28 protein-coding genes and 1 rRNA gene are annotated in these 26,605 nt (G+C 38.9%); 21 read left to right on the top strand and 8 right to left on the bottom strand.

The features are described 5' to 3' along the window. The first annotated feature begins 4 nt into the window (after positions 1–4). Positions 5–119, top strand: a 5S ribosomal RNA gene (gene rrf / locus I6E82_RS19530). A gap of 632 nt (positions 120–751) precedes the next feature. On the opposite strand, the gene I6E82_RS19525 is transcribed toward rrf, so the two are convergent. The 4 genes from I6E82_RS19525 to hslR form a co-directional block, all read right to left on the bottom strand. Then, the gene (locus I6E82_RS19525; RefSeq protein ID WP_197118512.1) at positions 752–1,861 is read right to left on the bottom strand and encodes a PepSY-associated TM helix domain-containing protein; all 1,110 of its coding nucleotides are present in this window, start codon (positions 1,859–1,861) and stop codon (positions 752–754) included. A gap of 183 nt (positions 1,862–2,044) precedes the next feature. Beyond that, positions 2,045–3,583, bottom strand: coding sequence for a phosphoenolpyruvate carboxykinase (locus I6E82_RS19520; protein WP_197118511.1), 1,539 nt, complete (start codon positions 3,581–3,583; stop codon positions 2,045–2,047). A 267-nt stretch (positions 3,584–3,850) separates the two neighbouring features. Then, the gene (hslO, locus tag I6E82_RS19515) at positions 3,851–4,696 is read right to left on the bottom strand and encodes an Hsp33 family molecular chaperone HslO (RefSeq protein ID WP_024598239.1); all 846 of its coding nucleotides are present in this window, start codon (positions 4,694–4,696) and stop codon (positions 3,851–3,853) included. 12 nt (positions 4,697–4,708) lie between these two features. After that, positions 4,709–5,131, bottom strand: a complete 423-nt coding sequence (hslR, locus tag I6E82_RS19510; RefSeq protein ID WP_024598238.1) for a ribosome-associated heat shock protein Hsp15 — start codon at positions 5,129–5,131, stop codon at positions 4,709–4,711. Positions 5,132–5,341: 210 nt separating this feature from the next. Between hslR and gspC the strand changes: the two genes are divergently transcribed. From gspC to I6E82_RS19445, 13 genes are all read left to right on the top strand, one after another. Next, positions 5,342–6,283: a type II secretion system protein GspC gene (gspC, locus tag I6E82_RS19505; RefSeq protein WP_197118510.1), complete on the top strand. Its 942-nt coding sequence runs from the start codon at positions 5,342–5,344 to the stop codon at positions 6,281–6,283. 23 nt (positions 6,284–6,306) lie between these two features. Next, positions 6,307–8,370 carry a type II secretion system secretin GspD gene (gene gspD / locus I6E82_RS19500; protein ID WP_197118509.1) on the top strand — a complete coding sequence of 688 codons (2,064 nt, stop codon included), beginning with the start codon at positions 6,307–6,309 and terminating at the stop codon, positions 8,368–8,370. Next, entirely contained in the window at positions 8,363–9,928 is a 1,566-nt protein-coding gene (gene gspE, locus I6E82_RS19495) for a type II secretion system ATPase GspE (protein ID WP_010555415.1), read from the top strand. The genes gspD and gspE overlap by 8 nt, the downstream gene beginning before the upstream one ends. Before the next feature lie 2 nt (positions 9,929–9,930). Next, entirely contained in the window at positions 9,931–11,166 is a 1,236-nt protein-coding gene (gene gspF, locus I6E82_RS19490) for a type II secretion system inner membrane protein GspF (RefSeq protein WP_002962033.1), read from the top strand. A gap of 81 nt (positions 11,167–11,247) precedes the next feature. Then, positions 11,248–11,670: a type II secretion system major pseudopilin GspG gene (gene gspG, locus I6E82_RS19485; RefSeq protein WP_007586585.1), complete on the top strand. Its 423-nt coding sequence runs from the start codon at positions 11,248–11,250 to the stop codon at positions 11,668–11,670. A 49-nt stretch (positions 11,671–11,719) separates the two neighbouring features. Continuing rightward, on the top strand, positions 11,720–12,307 hold the full coding sequence (locus I6E82_RS19480) for a pilus assembly FimT family protein (RefSeq protein WP_010555414.1): 588 nt from the start codon (positions 11,720–11,722) through the stop codon (positions 12,305–12,307). Further along, the gene (gene gspI / locus I6E82_RS19475) at positions 12,307–12,681 is read left to right on the top strand and encodes a type II secretion system minor pseudopilin GspI (protein WP_002962039.1); all 375 of its coding nucleotides are present in this window, start codon (positions 12,307–12,309) and stop codon (positions 12,679–12,681) included. Before I6E82_RS19480 ends, gspI begins: the two co-directional genes overlap by 1 nt. After that, entirely contained in the window at positions 12,682–13,320 is a 639-nt protein-coding gene (gene gspJ / locus I6E82_RS19470) for a type II secretion system minor pseudopilin GspJ (protein WP_197118508.1), read from the top strand. Next, entirely contained in the window at positions 13,313–14,302 is a 990-nt protein-coding gene (gene gspK, locus I6E82_RS19465) for a type II secretion system minor pseudopilin GspK (protein WP_169061445.1), read from the top strand. The genes gspJ and gspK overlap by 8 nt, the downstream gene beginning before the upstream one ends. Then, a complete protein-coding gene (gene gspL / locus I6E82_RS19460; protein ID WP_007586580.1) occupies positions 14,299–15,507 on the top strand; it encodes a type II secretion system protein GspL in 1,209 nt (402 codons plus the stop codon). The genes gspK and gspL overlap by 4 nt, the downstream gene beginning before the upstream one ends. Further along, positions 15,504–15,977: a type II secretion system protein GspM gene (gene gspM / locus I6E82_RS19455; RefSeq protein ID WP_010555411.1), complete on the top strand. Its 474-nt coding sequence runs from the start codon at positions 15,504–15,506 to the stop codon at positions 15,975–15,977. The genes gspL and gspM overlap by 4 nt, the downstream gene beginning before the upstream one ends. Positions 15,978–15,980: 3 nt before the next feature. After that, positions 15,981–16,739, top strand: a complete 759-nt coding sequence (locus I6E82_RS19450) for a type II secretion system protein N (protein WP_007586576.1) — start codon at positions 15,981–15,983, stop codon at positions 16,737–16,739. A 22-nt stretch (positions 16,740–16,761) separates the two neighbouring features. Beyond that, the gene (locus I6E82_RS19445) at positions 16,762–17,349 is read left to right on the top strand and encodes a UPF0149 family protein (protein ID WP_197118507.1); all 588 of its coding nucleotides are present in this window, start codon (positions 16,762–16,764) and stop codon (positions 17,347–17,349) included. A 27-nt stretch (positions 17,350–17,376) separates the two neighbouring features. On the opposite strand, the gene I6E82_RS19950 is transcribed toward I6E82_RS19445, so the two are convergent. Together I6E82_RS19950 and I6E82_RS19440 are read right to left on the bottom strand one after the other, a co-directional pair. Then, positions 17,377–17,583 (bottom strand): hypothetical protein, encoded by a 207-nt coding sequence (locus I6E82_RS19950; protein WP_007586570.1) that lies wholly within the window; start codon positions 17,581–17,583, stop codon positions 17,377–17,379. Continuing rightward, positions 17,583–17,942 (bottom strand): hypothetical protein, encoded by a 360-nt coding sequence (locus tag I6E82_RS19440; protein WP_007586569.1) that lies wholly within the window; start codon positions 17,940–17,942, stop codon positions 17,583–17,585. Before I6E82_RS19440 ends, I6E82_RS19950 begins: the two co-directional genes overlap by 1 nt. 288 nt (positions 17,943–18,230) lie before the next feature. Between I6E82_RS19440 and ccoG the strand changes: the two genes are divergently transcribed. The 5 genes from ccoG (at position 18,231) to I6E82_RS19415 (ending at position 22,547) form a co-directional block, all read left to right on the top strand. Beyond that, positions 18,231–19,661, top strand: coding sequence for a cytochrome c oxidase accessory protein CcoG (gene ccoG, locus I6E82_RS19435; protein ID WP_007586568.1), 1,431 nt, complete (start codon positions 18,231–18,233; stop codon positions 19,659–19,661). Between the two features lie 86 nt (positions 19,662–19,747). Then, entirely contained in the window at positions 19,748–20,722 is a 975-nt protein-coding gene (locus I6E82_RS19430; protein ID WP_101217255.1) for a serine/threonine protein kinase, read from the top strand. 34 nt (positions 20,723–20,756) lie between these two features. Beyond that, positions 20,757–21,380, top strand: a complete 624-nt coding sequence (locus I6E82_RS19425) for a thiol:disulfide interchange protein DsbA/DsbL (protein WP_007586563.1) — start codon at positions 20,757–20,759, stop codon at positions 21,378–21,380. A gap of 16 nt (positions 21,381–21,396) precedes the next feature. Further along, positions 21,397–22,035 carry a thiol:disulfide interchange protein DsbA/DsbL gene (locus I6E82_RS19420; RefSeq protein ID WP_007586562.1) on the top strand — a complete coding sequence of 213 codons (639 nt, stop codon included), beginning with the start codon at positions 21,397–21,399 and terminating at the stop codon, positions 22,033–22,035. Positions 22,036–22,094: 59 nt separating this feature from the next. Next, positions 22,095–22,547, top strand: a complete 453-nt coding sequence (locus tag I6E82_RS19415) for a DUF523 domain-containing protein (RefSeq protein ID WP_010555408.1) — start codon at positions 22,095–22,097, stop codon at positions 22,545–22,547. A 10-nt stretch (positions 22,548–22,557) separates the two neighbouring features. Here I6E82_RS19415 and trmA read toward each other — a convergent pair whose 3' ends face one another. Next, complete coding sequence (gene trmA / locus I6E82_RS19410; RefSeq protein WP_121954891.1) at positions 22,558–23,655, bottom strand: tRNA (uridine(54)-C5)-methyltransferase TrmA; 1,098 nt, start codon at positions 23,653–23,655, stop codon at positions 22,558–22,560. 162 nt (positions 23,656–23,817) lie between these two features. Between trmA and I6E82_RS19405 the strand changes: the two genes are divergently transcribed. Both I6E82_RS19405 and murI read left to right on the top strand, forming a co-directional pair. Beyond that, complete coding sequence (locus tag I6E82_RS19405; RefSeq protein WP_197118506.1) at positions 23,818–24,957, top strand: DUF5610 domain-containing protein; 1,140 nt, start codon at positions 23,818–23,820, stop codon at positions 24,955–24,957. A gap of 65 nt (positions 24,958–25,022) precedes the next feature. Next, positions 25,023–25,823 (top strand): glutamate racemase, encoded by an 801-nt coding sequence (gene murI / locus I6E82_RS19400; RefSeq protein ID WP_121954890.1) that lies wholly within the window; start codon positions 25,023–25,025, stop codon positions 25,821–25,823. Here murI and I6E82_RS19395 read toward each other — a convergent pair. Next, positions 25,786–26,265, bottom strand: a complete 480-nt coding sequence (locus I6E82_RS19395) for an RNA recognition motif domain-containing protein (RefSeq protein WP_007582860.1) — start codon at positions 26,263–26,265, stop codon at positions 25,786–25,788. The two genes, murI and I6E82_RS19395, sit on opposite strands and share 38 nt — an antisense overlap. Between the last annotated feature and the right edge of the window lie 340 nt (positions 26,266–26,605).

The raw sequence follows: 26,605 nt of genomic DNA, 5'->3' as shown, positions 1-26,605 counted from the left end.
TTTGCTTGGTGACAATAGCGTTTTGGACCCACCTGACTCCATGCCGAACTCAGTAGTGAAACGAAACAGCGCCGATGATAGTGTAGCATTTGCTATGTGAAAGTAGGACATTACCAGGCTTAAAATTGTAGAAAGCCCGAATCTAACGATTCGGGCTTTTTTACGTCTGCAGAAAAGTGAAATGCGCGCAATTAACACACACTCACATCAACACGCATCACGTAGGGCGGGTGAGCATAGCGACTCCCGACGCTAGAATCACAACAAAAACCCTCAATACCCCATTCGGCCAATAAAGTAGCATTTACTACGTGACTCTCCACCGCTGTGGGTATCGTGACATTACGCAGGCTTCACATTGTAAAGAGCCTTGCTTTAACTATTCAGTAGCCTATTAGACATTCCCATTAGGTATATAGCCTTATTTACAGACACTAGTAAGCAATTAATTGGGTGGCACTATTGTGCGCTAAGTTTACCTAAGTGATTTACCGCATTACATCTGTAACTAACTGTAGTTTTAGCGCGTGCAGAATAAATACACATACCTGATAATTATACTAATCGGCAATAATACCTAATCAATTTAGTGGATTGAACTTGACACTAATTGCGTTAGAAATTTCTGATATACGATTGCATGGATACAGAAGGTTGAGCAACTTAGGAGTAATTGACGAGAACAACGAAATAAAGAAATTTTTGTCCTCAAATAGATCATTTAATTAGGTAGATTGGCGTAAAGTTTATTTTATATTCTATTGGTGCTAACTAACCATCTATATACGCCAATAAAGAACAATGCAGCAGGTCCAAAGCCACTCAGCACCCAAATGACTTTTAAAATGTTACCGCCAATGCTGCCGTCATGTCGAGGGTGTATCCAGTTTTTTATTTTACTAGCCGTACTTTGCTTATCTATATTAAACACGCTCTCTAACTTTCCTGTAAGTGCATTAACTTCTATATAGCTATGTGGGAAGCGATACGAAGGATCGTCTACAGTTTGAAATCTAAATCTGTAAATAGCATTTAAGTTTGAGGGTGTTTCAATCCAAGCTAAACGCGCACTCGGTAATGCTTTTTGTGCTATTAGTATTGCTTGCGATAAAGGAATATTGAATTGTTTACAAGGCTGTATTTGTGTTTTTGGCGGGGAGTTTATATCGTCAACTAGGGCTATTAATATAGGACCTGTCTGCTTTGGAATAGCGAGCATAACACCTGTAACAGTTAAAGCTAGTAGCGGTATGCAGAAGGTTAAACCAATTAGTTTATGCCAGTCGTATAGCAAACCTATTTTAGAGCTACGAGATTTAAATTTTAGTGCCTTTACCCACTGCCCAGGCTTTGGAAACCAAGCAAAGAATCCAGAGATAAAAAGAACTATTGAGGCTATGCCTATATAGCCAACAACGAGAGTGCCCGTTCCTCCTGTTAGTAATGAAAAATGTAAGTTGTACATCCAAGTTACTAAGTATTTTCCCCAATAGTTTTTACGTATTACTTTATCACTACTGCTAGATAGCCATACCATTAAGGGAGCAAAGCCTTGCTCTTTTGTTTCTATTGGATTGTAGTATCGCGCGGGAATTACTGAGTTTATACCTGTGTTTTCTAATCGCCATGGCCCTTGCTTTGAAGGGAAATTGGCTCTTAGCGTATTATATGCTTGATCCCAATTAGGTGGTTTTGTATTAGTGGTAGTGTCATTAATTGGATTTAACAGTGAGTCTATTTGTGGGTAATAAACTAATACGGAGCCAGAAAGGCTAATAATAGCAAGTAAAACACCTACCGATAGACCTAAGTATAAATGTAACCGCCTGAATGTTTTTCGCCATGAAAGCTTTAGTGTCATTAATTAAATAGTCGTAATGAGTAATGCAGGTTTATTGGGCATTAAAGAATGATTAATTACGCGGTATATTATATGGTTTTTTGATATGAGTTGTGCGGCATTTTGTCGCACTTATTAAATTAGGTATTTAGAAAGTAAAACGCCAGCTCTTGGCTGGCGTTAAAGTACAAGCTTGAAGCTTATTTAAGCTTTAGGTCCTGCATTTTTTATATCGTCTGATACGTCATACTTAGCAAAGTTTTCAGTGAAGTCTGCGGCAAGTTTTGCTGCATATTCATTGTACTTAGCTTTATCTTCCCACGTATTAATAGGATTAAGTAAGTTAGTATCTACATCTGGAACTGCTACCGGTACATCTAGGTTTAAAACATCAATGTGCTGAGTTTCAACACCCGCTAATTTACCAGATACGATTGCATCAATTACTGCACGAGTAGTTGGGATATCAAAACGTTTACCTGTGCCGTAAGGACCGCCAGTCCAACCTGTATTCACAAGGTACACTTTAGCGCCAAACTCGCGTACACGCTTCATAAGAAGTTCAGCGTAAACACCAGCAGGACGTGGGAAGAATGGCGCGCCAAAACATGTCGAAAATGTTGATTCAATATCGCTAGTTGAACCAATCTCAGTAGAACCAACTTTTGCTGTGTATCCACTTAAAAAGTGAAAAGCAGCAGCTTCTTCGCTAAGTATAGAGACGGGTGGTAATACACCGCTTACATCACAAGTTAAAAATACAACAGCCTTAGGTTCGCCTGCGCGGTTTTCTACTTTACGTTTTTCAACGTGTTCAAGTGGATATGCTGCACGGCTATTTTGAGTAAGGCTAGTATCGTTAAAATCTGGAACGCCTTTTTCATCTAACACTACATTTTCTAAAATAGTGCCAAAGCGGATAGCATTCCAAATTACAGGTTCATTCTTTTGTGACAGGTCGATACATTTAGCATAACAACCGCCTTCAATATTAAACACGCTTCCAGGTGCCCAGCCGTGCTCGTCATCACCAATTAAAAAGCGAGTAGGGTCTGCTGAAAGTGTTGTTTTACCTGTACCAGATAAACCGAAGAATAATGCTGTATCGCCTGCTTCACCAACATTAGCAGAACAGTGCATTGGTAATACACCTTTTGCTGGTAGTAGAAAATTTTGTACAGAAAACATCGATTTTTTCATTTCACCGGCGTAACGCATACCTGCTAGTAATACTTTACGCTGTGCAAAGTTAATAATGACGGTGCCATCGCTATTTGTGCCATCACGTTCTGGCTCACATACAAACGAAGGAACGTTCATTACTTGCCATTGTGGTAAGTTTGAAGCGTTATAGTTTTGCGGTTCGATAAACATGTTTTTGGCAAAAATATGGTGCCACGCTGTTTCTGTAGTTACAACTACAGGTAGATAATGCTCAGGGTCTGCGCCAACTTCTAGGTGAGAGGTGAAGTGGTCATTACTTTGAACATGTGATTCTACGCGAGCCCATAATGCGTCAAATTTGTCTGCATCAAATGGACGATTAACGTTGCCCCATTGAATATCATCTTGAGTTGTTGTTTCTTGTACAATAAAACGATCTTTTGGTGAACGACCAGTTCGTTTTCCTGTAATTGCAACAAAAGCACCATTTGCGGCTAAAGTACCTTCGCCACGGCGGATCGCATGCTCGACAAGTTCAGCTGCGGTTAAATCGACAAAACGTGTAGCGCCTGTAGTCATGTTTATACCTAACTATGTGTGAGAGTTTGAACGGATAGCTCTGGGGTTATCAGTGCCCTTAAACTGAAATTATAGTAACAGAAGGTTTTAAGATATTCGAGCCCGTAAAGCCTCTAAAAACACATATATTTAAGAAAAAACATGAATAATTTCAATGATACCGGTGTCATGAAATTAGCAGAAAAGATGACACCGGTATCATCTTTTTATAATATAAAACCGCATATTTTGCGGCTTTAATTACTATATATAGATGAAGCTGAACATTTAGTTGAAAATGCTTTTTATATCTTGTTCGTTAAAAACATACTCTTTTAAACAGTAATGACAGTTAATATTAACAGACCCTTTTTCGGTTACGTCTTTAAGTAGTTCTTCTTGTCCAATATTAACAAGTGCAGTAATTGTTTTATCACGACTACAACCGCATTTGAATTTAATCGCTTGAGGCTCAAATACACGAGGGTTATCTTCGTGGTAAAGACGTGTAAGGACTGTATTTGCATCAAGATGTAACAACTCTTCATCTTTAATGGTGTTACTTAATGCTTCTAAGTGCGCAAAGTCTTCAATTGATTTTTGTTTATCAACTGGGAGTACTTGTAAAAATAGACCACATGCTTTTGCGCTACCTTCAGTTGTGTCGGTTGCAAACCAAAGACGTGTCTTTAATTGCTCTGATTGCTCAAAGTAACTTTCTATACATTCACTCAGAGTATCGTGCTCTAAGGGCACTATACCTTGGTAACGTTCACCCTTACTTGGTGTAATAGTGATCACCATATAGCCTTGGCCAATAAGCTCTTTTACAGTTGTACCCGTAATTTCGCTTTGCAGGCGTGCAATACCACGCATGTTTTGTTTGTCATCACCATTTATAACAGCATATTTGACAGGGCCATCACCTTGAAGCTGTACTGCAATTTCACCTTCAAACTTTAAAGTTGCGGTTAGTAAACAGGTTGCAACAAGTAGCTCACCTAGTAATGCTTTAACAGGGGCTGGGTAATTGTGGTCGGCAATCATTTCATTATAAGCATTCTCGATTTGTACGAGTTCGCCACGAACATCTAGTTCGTTGAATAAATAACGGTGAAGTAAATCTTGTTGCATGAGTGGCTATACCTAACTTGATTTCATTTTTAAAAGTTCGCGTCTTTGCTTTTTATCTGGTTTTTTATCCGGATGAGGAGCAAAAAAACTGTTATTTTTGCGTGCGATGCTGTTTTCTTCGCGTTTAGCAATACTTGCATCAGATTCTTGATACATGGTCTGTGCAATGGGGGCGCTTTGACGTTTTTCAAGCACTGTGAGTATAGTTATCAGTTTTTCATCTACACCCTGAGCAAGTTTTACTTTTGCACCAACATCTACTATTTTGCTCGCTTTTGTACGTTGGCCATTATAATGTACTTTGCCGCCTTGCACCATTTCACGTGCAACAGCACGAGTTTTATAAAATCGTGCAGCCCATAACCATTTATCTAATCGAACTTTTAACTCATCTGCATGGTCTGAGTTGGTATTAGCATTACTTTTTTTACTCATAAGGCATTTCCCCACGTTTTTATAGCTTAAAATTTATCATGAAATCATCGTAGGATGAAGGTATTACAACAGCCGTTTACTTTTTGTACTACTATGTAAAGTTAATTTAATCTGTTTACAAAGTTTAATATTAGTGTGCTTGTTGAAAGAAAAATGAAAGGGTACTATGGGTACGCGCTAACGCAGTAAATTAAAATAAGAACACTATTTATGGAACAGCAAATCCAACAACTAAAACAATTTTTAACGCGGTTACCGCATGCTAAATTAAGTGCATTAGTGACACTGTTAGTTGTTGTTTATCTTGCATTTTTATTATCAAAACTTGTTTGGCTTTTGTGGCCAAAACCACCAGTAACTCTACTTACCCCTACTCATTATGCTAACCAGTCATCTGGTGCGAGTAACAACTCAGCGCAGCATATTATTGAGCAATTTTTATTTGGTAAAAAAACTGTAACAAACAACAATAATACTGCAAAGCAATCGCAGGTAATAAATAATGCGCCAGAAACGCGCTTAAGTATCAATTTAACCGGTATTGTAGCGGTTAATAACGATGACAAAGCAGGTATCGCAATTATTGAATCACAAGGTAAGCAAGTAAGCTATCTTGTTGACGAAGTAGTATCGGGTACGCGTGCTGAAGTTGCACAAATATTGCCGGATCGTATTATTTTGAGTGTTAATGGACGCTTTGAAACATTAATGCTTGATGGACTCGATTTTAATAAAACGGTGTCTATGCCAGTACTCGCTGCGCGTGATGATGCTGAAATGGGTCCGCAAAAATTAGAACCAAGTGATCTACAAATAGATGCCACTGCAGATCCGGACGTTAAAGAAGCAATTATAGAAACACGTGAAGAGTTACTCGAAGAGCCGGGCAAGCTATTTGACTATATACGTGTTTCACAAGCCATGAATGATGGTGAGCTAATTGGATATCGCTTAAGTCCAGGTAAAGAGCCTGAGCTGTTTAAGCAAATGGGTTTAAAAAATAACGATTTAGCCATTTCTATAAATGGCTATCAATTAACAGATTTAAAACAGGCTATGTCAGCTATTAATGAGCTGCGTAATAGTACAGATGCCAATATCACTATAGAACGTGATGGTGAACAAATTGATGTGCAATTTAGTCTGCAATAATTTAGCTTTGGAGTTTTAATACGATGGTTCAGGTGCTACACCTCAAAAAAATTAAAAAAGGGTTAGCTAAGTACGCAGCACTTTTTTTGGCGGCAAGTATTTCTTTGTCTGTTTCTGCTGTTGAATATGCTGCTAACTTTAAAGGAACTGATATCAACGAGTTCATTAATATTGTTGGTAAAAACCTTAATAAAACAGTCATTATTGACCCTAACGTGCGCGGAAAGGTAAATGTTCGCAGTTATGAGTTAATGGACGAAGCACTTTATTATCAGTTCTTCTTAAATGTATTGGAAGTTTATGGCTACTCAGCTGTTGAAATGGACAATGGCATAATTAAGGTAGAAAAAAGTTCAGACGCTAAAAAATCAAATGTGCCACTTATTGACGAAGGTAGTGAAGCTAGCGGCGACATGATGATTACGCGTGTTGTACGTGTTAAAAATGTAAGTGTGCAGGAGCTTGGTCCTCTAGTTCGTCAATTTAGCGATCAAAAAGATGGTGGCCACGTTGCTAACTTTAATGCGGCTAACGTAATGATGCTAACAGGTCATGCTGCATCGGTTAATCGCTTAGTTGAGATTATTCGCTCTGTTGATCAAGCGGGTGACAAACGTGTAGACATTGTTAAGCTTAAATATGCGACGGCAGATGATGTTGTCTCTGTAGTAGACAATATTTATAAAGACAGCGGTAAAGGCAGCGTACCTGAATTTTTAATTCCAAAAGTTGTGGCTGATGGCCGAACTAATAGCGTTATTGTAAGTGGTGAAGGCCAAGCACGTACACGTGCTATTGAGCTTATTAAGCGCTTAGATGGTGAGCTAGAAAGCCAAGGTAACACCAAGGTGTTTTACCTAAATTATGCTAAAGCTGAAGATTTAGTCAAAGTATTGCAAGGTGTTAGTAAGTCACTTGTTGAAGATGCACAAGGCGGTACTACTAAAACTCGTAGCAGAAGCAATAATGAAAGCAGTATAGAGTCTCACCCAGACTCAAACTCATTAATTATCACCGCACAGCCAGACACAATGCGATCATTAGAATCAGTAATTGAACGCCTTGATATTCGCCGTGCCCAAGTACTGGTTGAAGCTATTATTATTGAAGTAATGGAAGGCGACGGGGTTAACTTAGGGCTGCAGTGGATTTCTGAGCAGGGTGGTATGCTGCAGTTTAACAACGGCACTACGGTTCCCGTGGGCTCGTTAGCTGTTGCTGCAGAGCAAGCACAAGATACAACGGTAACTAAGACTATCATTGGTACAGAGTCAGGAAACGTTACCAGTTATGATGAAACGACTGAGGGTGACTATGATGCGCTTGCTTCATTGCTAAGTGGCATTAATGGTTTAGCGCTGGGCGTTGTTAAAAATGATTGGGGCGCAATTATTCAGGCTGTTGCCACTGATACAAATTCAAATATTTTGGCTACCCCTTCTATTACTACAATGGATAACGAAGAAGCCTCTATTTTAGTCGGTCAAGAAGTACCTATTATTACAGGCTCACAAACAGGCAGTAACAATGCTAACCCATTTCAAACAGTTGAGCGTCAAGAAGTCGGTATTAAGCTGGTAGTTACGCCACAGATTAATGATGGTTCAGCAGTACAGCTTACTATTGAGCAAGAAGTATCGAGCGTAAGTGGTGCAACTGCGGTTGATATTTCAGTAAATAAGCGTTCAATTAAAACAACTGTTATGGCCGATGATGGCGGTATGGTTGTACTTGGCGGTTTAATTGACGAAGACGTACAAGAAAGTGTTTCTAAGGTGCCGTTATTAGGCGATATCCCTATTTTAGGACACCTGTTTAGATCAACAAATACAACGCGTCGTAAGCGTAATCTTATTGTATTTATTCGCCCAACCATTATTCGTGATGGTGTAAGCATGAATAAGTTAAGCTTTAATAAATATAACTTTATTCGTGGTGAGCAGTTTAAACAAAAAGAAGACGGTATTGAGTTAATGCCAATGACTGATACGCCTATTTTACCTGAGTGGAATGACGAATTAGTACTACCCCCTACGTATGAAGAGTCTCTGCGTAAACAAAATGCACAAGAGCGTAAAGATGACTAATGCGATTCAAGAGATAAACCAAGATGTGGTTCATCCTAAAACGCATAATCAGGATGAGCTATTAACGAGTGATGTGTTAGTTGAGTTACCAGCAAAGCGTTTGCCGTTTTCCTATGCAAGACGTGCAGGTGTGTTGCTTGGTAAAAACAAAGATCACCGTATAGTTTACTACCGTGGTGAGCTAGACGTGGAAGTACTATTAGAAGTACGCCGTATCGCAGGCCATGGTTTTACACTTGAGCAATTGGCTGATGATAAATTTGAGCTATTGCTTGAAGCATCATACCAACGTGATAGCTCTGAAACACAACAAATGATGGAAGATATTGGCAACGAGGTTGATTTATTCTCACTTGCTGATGAACTTCCGCAAACTGAAGATTTACTGGCTGGTGACGATGATGCGCCAATAATCAAGCTTATTAACGCCATGCTAAGTGAAGCGATTAAAGAAGGGGCTTCTGATATTCATATCGAAACCTTCGAACAAGAGCTTGTTATTCGTTTTAGGGTCGATGGCGTGCTTAAAGAAGTACTTAAGCCTAATCGTAAACTTGCATCGTTACTTGTGTCTCGTATTAAAGTAATGGCTAAGCTTGATATAGCCGAAAAACGCATTCCACAAGATGGCCGTATTAGCTTACGTATTGCCGGGCGTGCAGTTGATGTGCGTGTGTCTACAATGCCATCGAGCTTTGGTGAGCGTGTAGTACTGCGTTTACTTGATAAAAACAACGCGCGTTTAAACCTTGAAGATTTAGGTATGACCGCAGATAACCGTGCATTGTTTTCAGATTTAATTAGTAAACCCCACGGCATTATTTTAGTAACAGGGCCAACGGGCTCTGGTAAAAGTACCACTCTATATGCTGGTATGAGCCAAATTAACTCACGCGATCGCAATATTCTTACCGTTGAAGATCCGATAGAGTACGAAATTCCAGGCATTGGGCAAACACAAGTTAATGCAAAAGTTGATATGACATTTGCACGTGGTTTACGTGCAATATTACGCCAAGATCCTGATGTAGTAATGGTGGGTGAAATACGCGACCTTGAAACTGCGCAAATTGGTGTTCAAGCGTCACTTACCGGCCACCTTGTTATGTCTACTCTGCATACTAATACCGCATCGGGTGCAATTACACGTATGGAAGATATGGGTGTTGAACCATTCTTACTTTCATCGTCGTTACTCGGTGTATTGTCGCAACGCTTAGTACGTACATTGTGTAATACCTGTAAAGAAGGTCATACGGCTGATGAGCATGAATGCCAGCTGTTAGGGGTTCCTTTTGAAAGCCAACCGACAATCTATCGAGCAGTAGGGTGTGAAGAGTGTAACTTTAATGGCTATCGTGGTCGAACGGGTATTCACGAGTTACTTGTAGTTGATGAAACAATACGCGAAATGATTCACAACGGTAAAGGCGAGCAAAGCGTAGAGAAATACATTCGTAAGCGCAGCCCAAGTATTCGCCAAGATGGTTGTAGCCGTGTACTTGTAGGTAAAACAACACTTGAAGAAGTATTGCGTGTTACCCGTGAGGAAGGTTAACTATGGCGGCGTTTGAATACCGTGCCTTAGATGGCCGAGGTAAAGAAAAAAAAGGCATTTTAGAAGCCGATACAGCTAAACAAATTCGCCAAACTTTACGTGATCAAAAACTTACGCCGCTTGAAGTTGTCCCTGCGGCGCAAAGTGATAAACAAGTCAAAGGCGAAAAAGCCCCTTTACTCGGTGGCTTTTTTAAGCCGACAATTTCAACCTCAGACTTAGCATTAATTACAAGGCAATTAGCAACACTTATTCAATCGGCACTTCCTGTTGAAGGCGCTGTTATGGCGGTTGCTGAGCAATGCGAAAAGCCGCGTTTAAAGCGGATGCTTATGTCGGTACGCTCAAAAGTAGTCGAAGGTTACACCCTTGCCGATGGTCTTAGTGAGTTTCCTCATGTTTTTGACGACTTATATCGTGCAATGGTAGCCGCAGGCGAAAAGTCGGGTCACCTTGACCAAGTACTTAATCGTTTAGCCGACTATACCGAGCAGCGCCAACATATGCGTAGCCAAATAACTCAGGCTATGGTTTACCCTATTATTTTAGTGGTATTTGCAATTGGTATTGTGTCGGTATTGCTTGGTACTGTAGTACCAAAAATATTAAAAACGTTTGAAAAAACGAAACAAGTACTTCCTTGGACAACCGAATGGGTTATGGCAGGCAGCCATTTTGTGCAAAATTATTGGTTTATTAGTTTAATAGCTATTACAGCTATAGCCATTGGTATTAAGCATGCACTTAAGCAGCCTAAAATACGTTTTTGGTGGGATGACCGAGTGCTACATATGCCAGGTATAGGTAAAGTGGCTCGTGGTATTAACACCGCACGTTTTGCACGTACTTTAAGTATTTTATCGTCAAGCTCGGTACCATTACTTGAAGGAATGCGTATCTCGGGCGGCGTATTAATTAACGAAAAAATTAAAAAAGCGGTTGCAGATGCATCCGACAGAGTGAGTGAGGGTGCAAGCTTAAGAGCTGCACTTCAGCAAACTAAGTTGTTTCCACCAATGATGCTGCATATGATAGCAAGTGGTGAAAAATCAGGTGAACTAGAGCAAATGTTAGAGCGTGCTGCAAATAACCAAGATCGCGAATTTGAGAGCATGGTTAATGTGTCGCTTAAACTACTAGAGCCTGCGATGATCGCCTCAATGGCGGTTATTGTATTATTTATAGTAATGGCAATATTGCAGCCAATAATGGCGATGAATAAAGCTGTTGGACTTTAAGTTAGAATAAACTTTTAAATATATTAATGGTTTTACCTAAACCATTTTTACTTAATGTTTTTAGAATAATGAGGTAATTACGTGAATAAACAATCAGGTTTTTCTTTACTAGAAGTGATGGTGGTACTGGTTATCATCGGAATGATTATGTCAATTGTTGCACCTAACATTATGGGTCAGCAAGAAGAGGCTGCTATCGATAAAGCGCATCTAGATATTCAACAATTAGAAGATGCAATGAGCTTATACAAGCTTAAAAATAAGAGCTACCCAAGCACAGAGCAAGGTCTTGAAGCGCTAGTTACTCAAACAAGCATTGAACCGGTTCCAAAACGTTTCCCTGACGGTGGTTTTATTAATGAATTACCAGAAGATCCATGGGGTAATCTATATCAGCTAATTAGCCCAGGTGAAATTGGCAAGTTTGATATTTTTTCTATGGGCCCAGATGGTGAAGTAGGTACTGATGACGATATCGGTAACTGGGACGAAGAAAAACAATAATGTTTAAGTACACTGCTTTGTATGAACATGTTAATGCTAGAGGCTTGCTATGAAAGCAAGCCTTAAGCAGCGCCATGCAAAAAGCAGAGGCTTCAGTTTAATAGAAATTTTAGTGGTATTAGTGATCATCGCTTTTGCTACAAAAATGGTGGTATATAGCTTAGAAGGCGGTGCTGAGGAAGAGTTAGATACTCAAGCATTAAGGCTGCATACCACCATTAACATGGCATCGGAATTTGCCATTTTAAACCAAGTTGAATTGGGCTTATTAGTAGAAGAAAATACGTTAGAGTATTTAGTTTTCGATGGTGAAAAGTGGATTACCTTTGACCGTGAAGACCTTTTTAAACCAATAGAGTTAGATGAAAGATTAAAGCTCACTCTTAACTTAGAAGATTTAGCGTGGGCGCAAGATAACCTCTTAGAGCAATCTAACTGGCGCGAACTTATGAGTGGCGGCGATGAAGACAGCTTACTTGAGCTTAAAAAGTTGAAAATCCCACAAGTACTTATTTTGTCATCAGGTGAGGTAAGCGCGTTTCAACTTATATTAGAGTTAAAAGAGCAAAGCGAGCCTGTGTATTACATTGAAGGTGAATTTGCTGCACCAGTAAACTTTCGCCGAGAGCCAGAATAATGAAGCGCACTAAAGGGTTTACCTTATTAGAGGTATTAGTGGCATTAAGTATTTGTGCCATGGCGGGTATAGCTGCAATGCAAGCAACAAGCGAGCACATACACCACTTAACGACTATTGAAGAGCAAACCTATGCATCTTGGGTCGCCGAAAACGTTATTATTGAACAGCGTACTAAAGGCGAACAATGGCAAGGCAAAAATAACCTTAAAGGCAGCGAAGTAATGGGCGGTGTTGAATGGTTTTGGCAGCAAGAAGTAACAGCCACTGCTGACAAAAGCTTTGTTAAGTTAACCATAAATGTTTTTACGGATGAAAAATATGAGCATTCGGCATATGAGTTATCAACGTATCTAAATAAAGGCAAAAAGTAAGTGAAGCAGCGCGGGTTTACATTACTTGAAGTTATGGTAGCACTGGGTATTTTAGCTTTTGTTATTATTGCTACTCATCAAATATTAGAGACGACAACAAGAGCAAAAGATGCCTCCGATGAAAAAATTGCTGAGTTAAATGGGTTGCGAACAACATTTAGGTTAATGGATCAAGATTTTAGCCAAATGACTAAACGTGCAGTACGAAACGAATCTGGTGATGTTCAAGAACAATATTTACTTGCTGGTCGTTACGTTTTAGAAAGCCAATACGATGGTATTGCGTTTGTACGAGATGGCTGGATAAATCCAATTAATTTATTGCCACGTTCAGAACTACAAGCCGTTGGTTATAGAGTGATAGACGATAACCTTGAGCGTGTTTATCGGGTTTATGTTGATCAGCTTGATAATATGGAACCGCGAGTTCAACGTGTACTAGAAAATGTTGAAGAGCTTAAGTTTGAGTTTTTGGATGATAAAAACGAATGGCAAGAACAGTGGGAAATTAAAGCTCTCCCTAAAGCGGTTGCTGTTACTTTGCAACAAATAGAAGCAGAGCCAATTCGTCGTGTATTTTTAGTTCCTGGGCAAGGCAAAGTTGTTGCTACACAAAGTACGGATGTGAATAATGGTTAAGCAGCAATCATCGCGCGGCGCAGCACTTGTTATTGTTTTGTTTATTGTGGCATTAGCGGCTATTTTAGCAGTAGAAATGAGTGCTAATTTAATGGTTCAAGTGCAAAAAAGTACTAATTTGCAAGGTCATCAGCAAGCTAAATGGTACGCTTACGGTGCAGAAGAGCTTGCTATTAAAGGGCTAATACAAAGTAAAAAAGATGATGCTGATAAAACAACACTTGATCAAGTTTGGGCAACTCAAGGTGATGCTTCATACCCTGTTGATAACGGCACGTTAAGTGGCAAAATTACTGATTTACAAGCATGTCTAAATTTAAATGCTTTAGCCATAGCGCCAGAAGAAAATAGCGCAAGTAAAACAAACCCTGCACATAAAGCACTATTTGCATTACTTGAAAACATTGAAGATTTACCTGCTGATGAATCAGAAGAGACAATGGCAGATAGCGTATTTGATTGGCTTGACGAGGACAGTATTACATATCGCTCAGGCGCAGAAGAAGACGAGTATTTATCACGAGATTTTCCGTATATGACAGCCAATAGTTTATTTGCATCAGCATCGGAATTACGCTTGGTTAAGGGCTTCAACCCATTAGTGATGGAAAAAGTACTGCCATATGTATGTGTAATACCAGGCAGTACGCTTTTATCTATTAACGTAAATACATTAATCCCAGAGCAAGCACTTATACTCAGTGCCTTAATAGAAAGCTTGAGCTTATCTGGTGCAGAGGCTGTGATAGGTGCAAGACCGCAAACTGGCTTTGACACCATCGATGAATTTTTTGAACAGGTGAAGCAACAAGGCGGTACTAATACCGACTCAGTCAAAAGTTTATTTAGTATTAAAAGCGAATATTTTAAATTACAAACGCAGGCAAATTTTGTCGACCTGCGTTTTTCGATGACCACATTACTGCACGCTAAAGACGGTGACGTAACGATACTGGCGCGAAAATTTGGAGGCGTACAGTGACAGAAATACTGTTGATCCGCACGGGTCAAACCGAGCAAGAATTGCTTAATTGGTTGATTTACTCACCACAAGAACAAGAAATAATAGCCAGTGGCGAGTTACCAAATGCAGAGCATTTAAGTGAGCTAAGCGAAAAAGCACTTACCCGAGAAGTGGTCGTGTTGTTACCAAGTGATCAAGTGCAATTAAAAACGGTCGCTTTGCCAACAAAATGGAATCGCAAGCTTGAGCAAGCATTGCCATACATGCTTGAAGAAGATATAGCATGTGACGTAGATGAACTGTTTATAGCAGTAGCGCAGCCGACAATGCTTGGTGAGCAACATGCAATTCGTGTCGCAATGACAGACCGTGAATGGTTTGAACAATGGCTCGCATTATTTGTAGAGCATAATCTATCAGTATACAGAATATTACCCGATGCTTTGTTGTTACCGCTTGCAGATGATGGCGCAGTCACCGCTATCGAGCTCAATAACCAATGGTTATTTAAGCAAGGGCAATGGCATATTGGTGCGGTTGAATCTAGTTGGTTAAATGGCTACTTAACAGCCATGGGTAATCCTGATATTAAGCATTTTAGCCCAGCTAGTCAGTTTCCAGAAAGCGTTAACTTACAAGCGCAAACAAGTGAGTACGACTTACCTCTAGCATTATTTGCAAAGCAGTTAGATAGCGTTAATTTTAACTTACGCCAAGGTATGTATCAGCTTAAAAAGCAAAGCGCCTTATGGTGGGGTTACTGGAAAGGCGCCGCAATTATAGCAAGTGTTGCATTGGTTTCTACGATTACAATAAAAGCTATTGAGTTACACCAACTTAATACACAAGTAGAATTAGCTAAAGCTCAAGTAGTCGACAGATACCAAAAAGCATTTCCAGGAACTAAAGTTCGCCCCAATCTAATTAAAAGCCAAATTAAAGGCGCGTTAGATAAAGTGCAAGGCTCAAGTGAGTCGGGCTTTTTAGACTTAACGACTAATTTGGTTGATGTATTTTCGCAAGTTAGCGAATTTACACCTGAAACACTTCGTTATGACAAACGTCGCAATGAGCTGCGCATTCGTGCACGCGCTAAAGACTTCCAAACTTTTGGTAAAGTAAAAATCATACTTGAAAAACAAGGTTTAACTGTTGAGCAAGGGTCTTTAAATAATGACGGTGATTATGTCGTTGGTGAAATTAAACTGCGAGGTGCAGTATGAAAAAGCAGTTAATGCAACAATGGCGCTCGCTTAAAGAGCAAGAACAACAATTGGTAATGGTCGCTGGTGGCGTGTTTATTATTTTTGTTTTAGTAATGGGAATATTTCGACCATTAAATAATGCGATAGAAAAGGCACAGCAATCTCAAATTAAACAACAAGAGCTATTAGCTTGGGTTGATGACAGTATTGTTAAACTAAAGGCTGCGGGTAACACCAGTGTTGCTAGCAATGCAAACTTAAGCCAAATTGTTAATTCTACACGTGGGCGCCATCAAATAAGTATTAGTAAAATGCAGCCAAGTAGTGATTCGCTACGTTTGACGCTCGACTCTGTAGAATTTAATCAGTTAATAGAGTGGTTAGATGAGTTAGTGAATCAGCATGGCTTAAAAATTGAAAACTTAGATTTGAGCCGCGATGATAAATCAGGCTATGTGCGTGTAAGCCGTTTAGTATTAGAGAATTAATTAATGAAAAAAATAATAACGTTATCGGCTGTCTTTTTAATTAGTTTTATTGTGTTTTGTATTATTAAATTACCAGCACATATTGCACTAGATATAGCAAAACCGTACTTTCCAAAGCAATTAGAAGTAGGCCAAACTGTAGGCACTGTTTGGCAAGGTCAAATGATGCAAGTTCGTTTTGATGGTGAACAGTTAAATAATGTGCGCTGGGACATTGCTGGCTGGAAGTTATTTACAGGCAAGCTAAATGCGAATGTGAAGTTTGGTAATGCACGAGAGCGTAGTGATATCTCGGGTTATGCTGATGTAAGTTATGGGCTTTTTAATCAAGAAGTTAAAGTGACTGACGGCCTAGTGCGCTCAACAGTAGAGCGTGCAATGCAGCGCGTGCAGCTTCCCCTACCTGTAACCGCTAAAGGACGTGTAATTTTAGAACTTGATGAATACAGCTCAGGTGCACCTTATTGTGATTCACTAAAAGGTGAAATAGCGAGCCCTAATATTGACGTGCAAGGCTTAAATGGGTGGTTTAATATTGGCCCTCTGGCTGGTAAGTTAAGCTGTAAGTCGGGCGATATTGCTATATTAATTGACCCTGATAATACGCTTGGCCTTGAGGCAGATGCTACACTTAAAGCTAATTTCGACTTTAGTGTGGCAGGTTATGTAAAACCAGATGCTAGCTTACCTAAAGATGTACATGATGCGGTTAAATTTTTAGGCCGTCCAGATAGCCAAGGTCGTTACCCGCTCAACTTTTAATGTTTGAATATAAAGAGTTTTAATGCAAATACCCCAATTTACTGAGCTGCACGCAAAGCAGCTCAGCACATTTTTAAATACCCAATCTCAAGCAATGACCCTTCAACAAAGCCAAGGCTATTTATTTGGCGTTATTTGTTCGCCCAATCCATTAGATGTGCATGAGTGGCTTGAGCAGATATTACCAAATACAGCTAATGATTTAGATGAAGAAGTACTTTTCTTGTTTATGGCGCTATATCATAAAATTAGTGAGCAAGTATTTGAAACAGGATACAAATTACCTAACACATTTGATGCTGAGTTTTGTAAGTCATGGAGTAAAGGTTTCTTAGTTGCAACCAAAGCTTACGCAGAGCCTTTGTTAAATGCACCGCAATTAGACACTGACTTTAAACAAGCATTAGAAAGTGCGTTAAGTACATTAAGCTTTTTTGCACTTGACCAGCTAGCAATAGCTCAGATTGCCAAACAAAATAACATGACTATAGAAGCCTTGCGTCAGTACCAATATGAATCAATGGGTGACTTTGCATTAGGGTTTGCTGAACTAATTGAAGTGGTCGCAATTAATAGCGGTTTGATAACCGACGAGAGTTGGGAAGAGTAATTATTAATACCAGGCGCTTAGTTTAATCTAAGTGCCTAGCTCTAATATAATATCCGTGCAGCCTTGTTTGCACTTTACTACGCCTTTACCAGGTTCACTGGTGGCTAAATTAAGTGTTAAAACCCCATTACACTTCTCACACTTTAACGTTTTGCCTTGTGCCAATTGCTTGAGCATATTGCGTTGTTTATGAAATGAGTCGCTTGCTTTTTTATTTAATCCTGAAAAATCCACTACTTTGCTCGCTTTTGCTCTAATGCTTCAGTCACTATTTTACATACTGTATTTAAACGATCGCCATAAAAATAAAGGTTTAAGTCACGTTCACGACAATAGCGTAGGTGAAATAACTGAACAGAGTCATCTGTTGTAAACGTTTTTTCTACGTACTCACCCTCAGATTCAGACAATTTAAGTTGAGTGCTGATTCTATTTTTAGCCATATTTGCAGCAGGGCTTCTGTTAACCTTACTTGCATCACTTAAAAAACCAATGCCTTCACCTAATAACCTTTCGCGAGGTTCTTTTATAAGCGGATGATCGATTGTAAAAAAGGCAAGGATCACAACTACCAAAATAATAAATTTTTTCATGGATACGTAAACCTTGATCTAAGTAGGGTTGAATTACCATGCAGTGTAATAAACTGCATTTTAAAAGCAAGTAACTGGGATGAATAAATTATTAGCGATCTATGCCAGTAATTTTAACCAACATTGTTATAATGGTTAACAGCAGTCAGATATTTCTGAAATATCTGAAAGTATTCGAGAAGGCAATTTATTAAAGTAAATCTGCCTAGCAAGTAACTTGCTAGCTTTAAGTATAGAGTACTTGAGTATTGCTGGATTTTTATTTCCAAGCGGCGTTGAGGAACTTCGATGGACAAGCAAATTAAAGTAAAGAATATCCCTGTAGAGGTGAAAATCCAAAAACCGGATTTAAGCCGTCAAGATGATAGGTTCAATCCCCGAAATCGTATTTATGTGCGTGCCGTAAAAGGCCTACATCAATTACTTAGGCAGCGCATTGGCTTTTTAGGCCTACTTGCGTTTATGTTACTTCCTTGGATTAATTTTAACGGCCAGCAAGCAGTACTGTTTGATCTAATTGGTCAAAAATACAATATTTTTGGTTTAACGCTATGGCCTCAAGATTTTACCATATTAGCGTTTATTTTTATGCTGGCAGCATTTGCGCTGTTTTTAGTGACCACCTTCTATGGACGGGTGTGGTGTGGCTACACATGTCCGCAAACTGTTTGGACCTTTATTTTTATTTGGTTTGAAGAAAAGCTTGAAGGCACAGCTAATCAGCGTAAAAAACTCGATCAAAGACCCATGAATTTTGATAAGTTTTGGCGTAAAACGGCAAAGCATACTAGTTGGGTATTGTTTTCGTTATATACCGCTATTTCTTTTGTGGGTTACTTTACGCCAATCAGAGAGTTACTTCCTGATTTTGTAACGTTTAACGTGGGTGGTTATGCACTAGTCAGTATTATTTTCTTTGCTGCGTGTACCTATGGTAATGCCGGTTGGATGCGAGAAATTATGTGTTTACACATTTGCCCTTACTCTCGTTTTCAATCAGCTATGTTTGATAAAGATACATACACTGTAACGTACGACGAAAGCCGTGGTGAAAGCCGTGGTCCTCGTTCACGTAAAGTAGATCATGAAGATTTAGAGCTAGGCGACTGTATAGACTGTAACTTGTGTGTTCAAGTGTGCCCAACAGGTATTGATATTAGAAATGGGTTACAAGCTGAGTGTATTAACTGTGGTGCATGTATTGATGCGTGTGATGGCGTAATGGATAAAATGGAATACCCGCGTGGGCTTATTTCATATACGACAGAGCGAAACCTCGAAACCCCAGAAAATAAAACGAATCCACTACGAGCTAAAATCATTGGTTACACGGTCATACTTGTTGTGCTTACGGGAGCACTTGTAGCTAATATAGCGCTGCGTAAAACAATGGACTTTGATATCATTCGTGATCGAAATCAATTATATCGTGTCGATTTTGATGGTTTAGTAGAGAACACCTATACATTAAAGGTAATTAATAAAGCGCAGTACGAGCAAACCTTTAATATTAAAGTGCAAGGGTTAGATAACTTTAAGTATATTGGTAAGCAGTCATTTACTGTGCAGGCAGGGCAATCTCATAATGTGCCATTGTCGCTTGTAATGGACCCTTATGATTTGAAGGTGTCGATGACAGAGTTTAACTTTGTGCTTTCACCGGTAGATGAGCCGGATGAGACAATATCGCAGTCGAGTAACTTTTTTAAAGCGCGATAATCACAACCTACCTTAAATAGGTAAGTTGATATAGCAATTAACAAAAGCGGGTATATAACCCGCTTTTTATTTTATATAAGAAGAGTATGAGTAAATTTAGTTTTATTGACTTAACACCTGACCTAATACTCGATGCAATAGAAAGCGTAGGTGTGTACGCCGAATCTGGTTTGTTGGCACTCAATAGCTATGAAAACAGAGTGTACCAATTTAAAGCCGATGATGGCCTGCGTTACGTAGTGAAGTTTTATCGCCCAGAGCGCTGGAGTAAAGAGCAAATTCAAGAAGAGCATGATTTTGCATTTGAACTGGCAGAAGCGGAAGTGCCTGTTGTTGCCCCTATTTTATATAATGGGAAAAGCTTGTTTGAACACGAAGGTTATTTGTTTGTGTTGTTTCCAAGTGTCGGCGGGCGTTTATTTGAGGTTGATAACTTAGATCAACTTGATGTAATGGGGCGTTTAATTGGCCGTATGCACCAAGTAGCTAAAACAAAGCCTTTTACTTATAGGCCAACAGTTACCTGCGAGGAGTATTTACATACAGCCAAAGTTCATCTTCAAAAAAGTAACTTAGTGCCTATGGGAATAAATACTGCCTTTTATACTATTTTAGATTTAGTGATAGAGCAGGCGCAAAAACAGTATAAAGATGTGCAAAGTATTCGCTTACATGGTGACTGCCACGTTGGTAATATTTTGTGGGCAGGTGATGCGCTCATGTTTGTTGATTTAGATGACAGCCGCCAAGGTCCTGCAATCCAAGATTTATGGATGATGCTCAGTGGCGATAGAGCGACGCAACTGTTACAGTTAGACACCCTTGTGAATGCGTATGAAGAGTTTTGTGATTTTGATCACTCTCAACTCAAATTAATTGAACCGCTGCGAGCGATGCGTATTATCCATTATATGGGATGGGTAGCTAAACGATGGAGCGATCCTGCCTTTGTGCGGAACTTTACATGGTTTGCTGATGACAAATACTGGGAGCAACAAATTTTAGCACTGAAGGAGCAACTTGCAGCACTGCAAGAAGCACCGTTAAAGTTATTGCCGTAATATTTTATTTAAAGACAAGTACAACGAGATACAAATGCTTAAAAAATTAAAACTGAGTTTATTACTTTTATGTTTACCATTTGCAGCACTTGCTGCACAGTTTGAAGTTGATAATCAATACACTGTTATTGATGTAGACAAAAGTACATCACCACAAGTAACCGAATTTTTCTCATTTTACTGTCCACATTGTTTTAAGTTTGAACCAGTAGCAAAAGCAATTGAACAAGGCCTGCCAGAAGGCGCTGAGTTTATTAAAAACCACGTGAACTTTTTAGGTGGCGTGTCGCCACAAGCACAAAGTAATTTAAGCTTTGCCTACTTAATTGCTAAGCAGCATGGTCAGGCGCAGAGTATTAGCGATCAAATTTTTAAAAGTATTCATGTTCAGCGTGCTCCTTTAACTGAAATGAAAGACGTTAAAAAATTACTTGAAGTAAACGGTATTGATAGCGCAACGTTTGATCAAGAAATTGCAAGCATGCCAGTTATTTCGGCTGAGCAAGCAATGCAAAACAAACAAAATAAATATTCAAAATTAGGCGCACTTACAGGTGTACCTACTTTTATTGTTAACGATAAATATAAAATAAACCTCAACACCATCAAAAATCAAAAAGAACTTGATGAGTTAGTAGCGTTTTTATTAGCACTATAAATTTCGGAGCATAATAATGATTAAATTAGTTAAAGCAGGTTTGCTTGCAGTACTACTTCCTATGGCGGCAACAAGCTTTGCAGCAACGTATGAAGAAGGCGTGCATTACGACGTTGTTTCTGAGCGTGCAACTAAAAAGCCAGAAATCAAAGAGTTTTTCTCATTTTACTGCCCTGCATGTAATAACATGGAAGCACTAATTGGTGAGTTTAAGCCTAAGCTTGATAAAAACGTTAAATTTAAAAAAAGCCATGTTGATTTTGTAGGTGTACGCGACCCAGAAAACCAACAGATGATGAGCCAAGCACTCGCTACTGCAGAAGTACTTCCGCAAAAAGATAAAATTGTCTCTGCAATTTTTAATCATATCCATACAAAACGCGCTAAATTTAATGAGCTTGCAGATGTAAAAGATATATTTGTAGCGCAGGGCGTTGATGGCGATAAGTTTGATAAGCTGTTTAAAAGCTTTTCGGTACGTACGCTAAGCTCTAAAATGAAACGTGATCAAGACTACTTTAAAGAAAAAGGCGCACTACGTGGCGTACCTACATTTATTGTAAATGGTAAGTATAAATTAAACCTAGGTCGTGAGTCGGGTATTACTGAGCCAGAAGATATCAGCAAACTGATTAATTACTTAGCTAACAAGTAAATTTAGCTAAAACAAAAAAAGCTCCTTAAGGAGCTTTTTTGCTTTATAAGGATATAGCGATGGAAAAAATATTAGTATCGAGTTGTTTGCTAGGGCAGCCTGTTCGCTACGATGGTAGAGGACACGCAATTTTGCATCCACAGCTTAATTTGTGGCAAAAACAAAATAGATTAATTGTGTTTTGTCCTGAGGTCGCTGGTGGGCTTCCTACTCCTAGAGCTCCTGCTGAAATAATACAGGGGAGTGTAGTTACTAATTTAGGAGAAGATGTAACAGAACAGTTTCAAACTGGAGCTAATATAGCGCTAGAACTCTGTAAAAAGAATCAAGTTCGTTTTGCTCTACTTAAAGAATCGAGCCCTTCTTGCGGACGAAATACAATATATGATGGAAAGCATCGCGGAGTAAAAATCGAAGGGCTAGGTTTAACTACAGCATTATTAATAAAAAATGGTATTCAAGTATTTAGCGAAGAGCAAATACCAGCACTTATAAAAGTACTGGCACTTTAATTTTGGCTGGTTATTTGCGCTGCAAGAAAACACCCGACTCAATGTGATGTGTATATGGGAACTGATCAAATATAGCAAAGCGCTTAACGTTGTGCGTACGTGTTAGGTGATCAAGGTCACGCTCAAGGGTTTCAGGATTACACGATATATAAATTATGTTTTCGTAGTTAGCCACTAAGTCACACGTTAATTCATCCATGCCCGCGCGCGGTGGATCAACTAATATGGTTTGGCAGTCATAGCTTTTAAGGTCAATACCGTCTAAACGAGAGAAAGTACGCTCGCCATTCATTGCTTGAGTAAACTCTTCACTCGACATACGAATAATATCTAGGTTCTCTACGTTGTTTTTAGCAATATTGTATTGAGCAGAATGAACAGATGATTTTGATATTTCTGTTGCTAATACTTTATTAAAACAGCCCGCTAACGCAATTGAAAAGTTACCGTTACCGCAATACAGTTCTAATAAATCATTTTTAAGTGGTTTACATAAATCTTGCGCCCACTCCAGCATATTAATATTTACTTTTGCATTAGGCTGAGTAAAGCTATTTTCTACTTGTTGATAAATAAGCTCTTGACCATTAACTGTTAAACGCTCAGTTACAAAGTCATCACCCAGCACTTCTTTTTGTTTGCGAGCACGGCCGATAAAGTCAATTTTGTATTTACTGCTTAGTTTTTCTTTAAGCGCTTTAATTTCACTTAACCATTCATCATCAAGTGGTTTGTGATAAAGCAAGCTTACTAAAATTTCACCGCTTAGCGTGGATAGGTAATCGATTTGAAATAACTTACGACGTAATATTTCACAAGGCTTAAGATGCTCAATCATCACCTGCATTATTTCACCAACTAGAGGCGCTGCTGGATCAAATGTATCAACACGGATTTTTTCTTTTGTTTGTTGATCAAACATAATGTGAAACAGATCGTCACCGTCGTGCCATACTCTAAATTCAGCACGTTGGCGGTAGTTAGTTGGCTCTGAGCTAAATACTTCTAGTTGCTCCACACCAAAACGTTGGAATTGTGCACTAATACGCTGCTCTTTTTCACTTAACTGCGTTTGGTACTGTGTGGTATCTATTTTAATAACTGCCATTAACGCTACTACCTTATCTAAGATCTGTTTATCGGCGCTATTGTAGGGAGCGCTACGTATTTGTCTAGTTTTGGCTAGCATTTATGCTGTTTTATTGCACATTGTACTTTAGTTTTTATTGTTATAGCCGATAATAAATTACGCACGCTTAGGAGACGAATCATGAAAATAGGTAACTATGGCTTTATGCCAAACAACAACATCAATAAATTCAATAATAAAGCTGATATACAGCAACCTACAATTACGTCTCCTCAAGATAGCTATCAACAACGAGGCCGAGAGTTGGCCGCAAAGGTACTTGGCGATAAAATGGCTGAGCAGCTTGGATTGCCTATCGCAGAAAAAAAAGCAGATAAACCACTATTTGATTTTAATGAAATAGTAAAAAACGTACTCGATTTTGTAAGTAGTGCTGTTAATAAAGCAAAAGCTAACGGCGCTGATGACGAAAAGCTCAAAGATATGTTAGGCGACGCGCGCAAAGGAGTCCAAATAGGGATTGACGACGCTGTTGATGAACTCAAAGGTACAGGCGTATTTAATGATGACATGGAAGAGGGGATTAATAAGTCCAAAGAGGGAATTTACAATGGGCTCGATAAGTTTGAAGAGTCGTTATTTAACCCACAACCTGCCAGCGTAAATATAAGCCAGGCTCAATATGTCAGTATGACGAGTAATGCAGAGTATAAATTTACCACCGCAGAAGGTGACGAGGTAAGTATTAGCTTTGCAGATGCATTTGAATCTCAGTCGGCAAGTGGCTATCAGCAAAACAATAATGGCGAGTCGTTTGCAAGCTCATCATCGCAATCTCGACAGGTATCATTTTCGATGTCGGTTAATGGTGACTTAAATGAGCAAGAGCAAGAAGCTATTAATGTAATGATGGAAGACTTACAAGATTTAAGTAAAACCTTTTTTGGTGGTGATTTAGATGAAGCATTTGAACAAGCGCAAGAGCTGAGTTTAGACAGCGATCAGCTGGTGGCTTTTTCTATGGATTTACGCCAAACAAAAACAATAGCAACAGTTAAAAGCTATGAAGAATATAGACCAGCACCAGAAAAACAAGTAGCGGAGGGTTTAGCTCCTTTTAATGATGACCTTAAAAATGCTTTTGAAAAAGCGGGTGAGCTTGGATTACAAAATCAGCTAGCTGGCATTCTCCAATGGTTAAATCAAGATCAGGAGCAAATAGATAAGTTAGTAGATTACACAAAGTCTATGTTCGAAAACCTTAATCAGTTAAATTCGGCAGCCGACAGGCTTACTGATTTAGAAACCACGCAAAGTTAAACTACTTTCTTTTATAAATACCTCATGGCAAACTGCCGTTCTTAAAGTAAAGTGGGAACGGTAGTTTGTCAGCGCATATAATGGTCTTTGATTCAGGTATTGGTGGAACTACTGTACTTGAGCATATAAAGCAAAGTATCCCCAATGCTCAGTACAGTTATTTTATGGATAATGCATTACTACCTTATGGTGCTCAATCTCAAAAAACCATCATTAACCGATTATGCTCACTTATTCATTTCATCAAAGCTAATACGCTTAATGTTGATTTAATTGTAATAGCGTGTAATACCGCTTCTACATCTGCACTTAGCGCTGTTCGCCAAATGACAGATATTCCTATAGTAGGTGTTGTGCCAGCAATAAAGCCTGCGGCAGAGTTAACACGTTCAAATCATATTGGCTTATTAGCCACACCGGCAACGGTCGCCAGTTCATACACTAAAACATTAATTACTGAGCATGCACGTAATGTAACCGTTAATCTATATAGCAGTGTGGAGTTAGTAACTTTAGCTGAGCAATACTTTTTTACAGAGTCTTTGGATACAAACAAGTTGCATCAAGTGCTTGATGACCTACATATAGATAAAACTATAGATGTACTTGTATTAGGATGTACGCACTTTCCAATATTAGCAGAGCCTATTAGTCAGTATTTTGAAGGGAATGTAAAATTACTTGATTCAGGTGTAGCGATAGCAAACAGAGTCAACTACTTACTTAACCAACTTAACTTGTGTGTGAATAAACTAACAGACATAAAAAAGCCGCTGCAATATTATGCAACGGCTGATGTGTTTAGCAATAAGCTAGCGGTAAAGCTAGTTACACTGACTGATCCGTCTCAGTACGTAGAGCATTAGAATCATCTTCTTGTTTTTGTTTTGCTTCACGTACCTTTAAAGTACGTTGTTGGAACTCGCTATCGTTCAAGTTAGCAATTGCATTGTCTGCATCAGCTTGCGCCATTTCAACAAAACCAAAGCCACGACGCTTGCCAGTATTCTTATCCTTTAATAAACGAACATTGAATACTTTGCCTTGTTCTTCAAATAATGCACGAACCACACCTTCGTTCGCACGATAAGGAAGGTTACCAACATAAAGCGTTTTTGTTTTAACTTCAGCTTCTTCAGTCACATCAGATGACATTGCAGCAATAGCAATCGCACCTATTAATAAACCAGCACCAAATAGTAATGCAGGGTTTAAAGCTAAGCCGCCTAAAGCGAACTCAACAACAACAAAACCAACTACAGCAAGAATAACAGAGAAGATAAAAGATTTTTGATCGGGTAATTTCATTTTAGATCTACCAATAAACAGGAAATAAACATTAATTTAACATTGTGAACTTGCTATCTTAACGTCTAAATCAAACATAGCAATGATATTTGTATTAAATAATAAATAAGAGCACAAAAAAGCATCATCTTAGGAAGGTTTTCATATGGTTTTACATGGTTTTGTTCTATTTTTGTTCGAACAGTAAAAAGATCTAAAAAAAGGGTTGATCTGTTTTCGGATCTCCCTATAATGCGACCCCACTGAGACGGGAAACGCCAACGCATAGCGAGGCACGAACAACTCAGAGAGTTAAATAAAACTTCGGTTTTAAATCTTCCAAAAGAAAGTTTAAAACTAA

This window comes from Pseudoalteromonas sp. NZS11 (assembly GCF_015864765.1).
Classification (GTDB): domain Bacteria; phylum Pseudomonadota; class Gammaproteobacteria; order Enterobacterales; family Alteromonadaceae; genus Pseudoalteromonas; species Pseudoalteromonas arctica.
The sequence above is the reverse complement of the archived record's forward strand: the minus strand, read 5'-3'. Positions and strand labels throughout refer to the sequence as shown.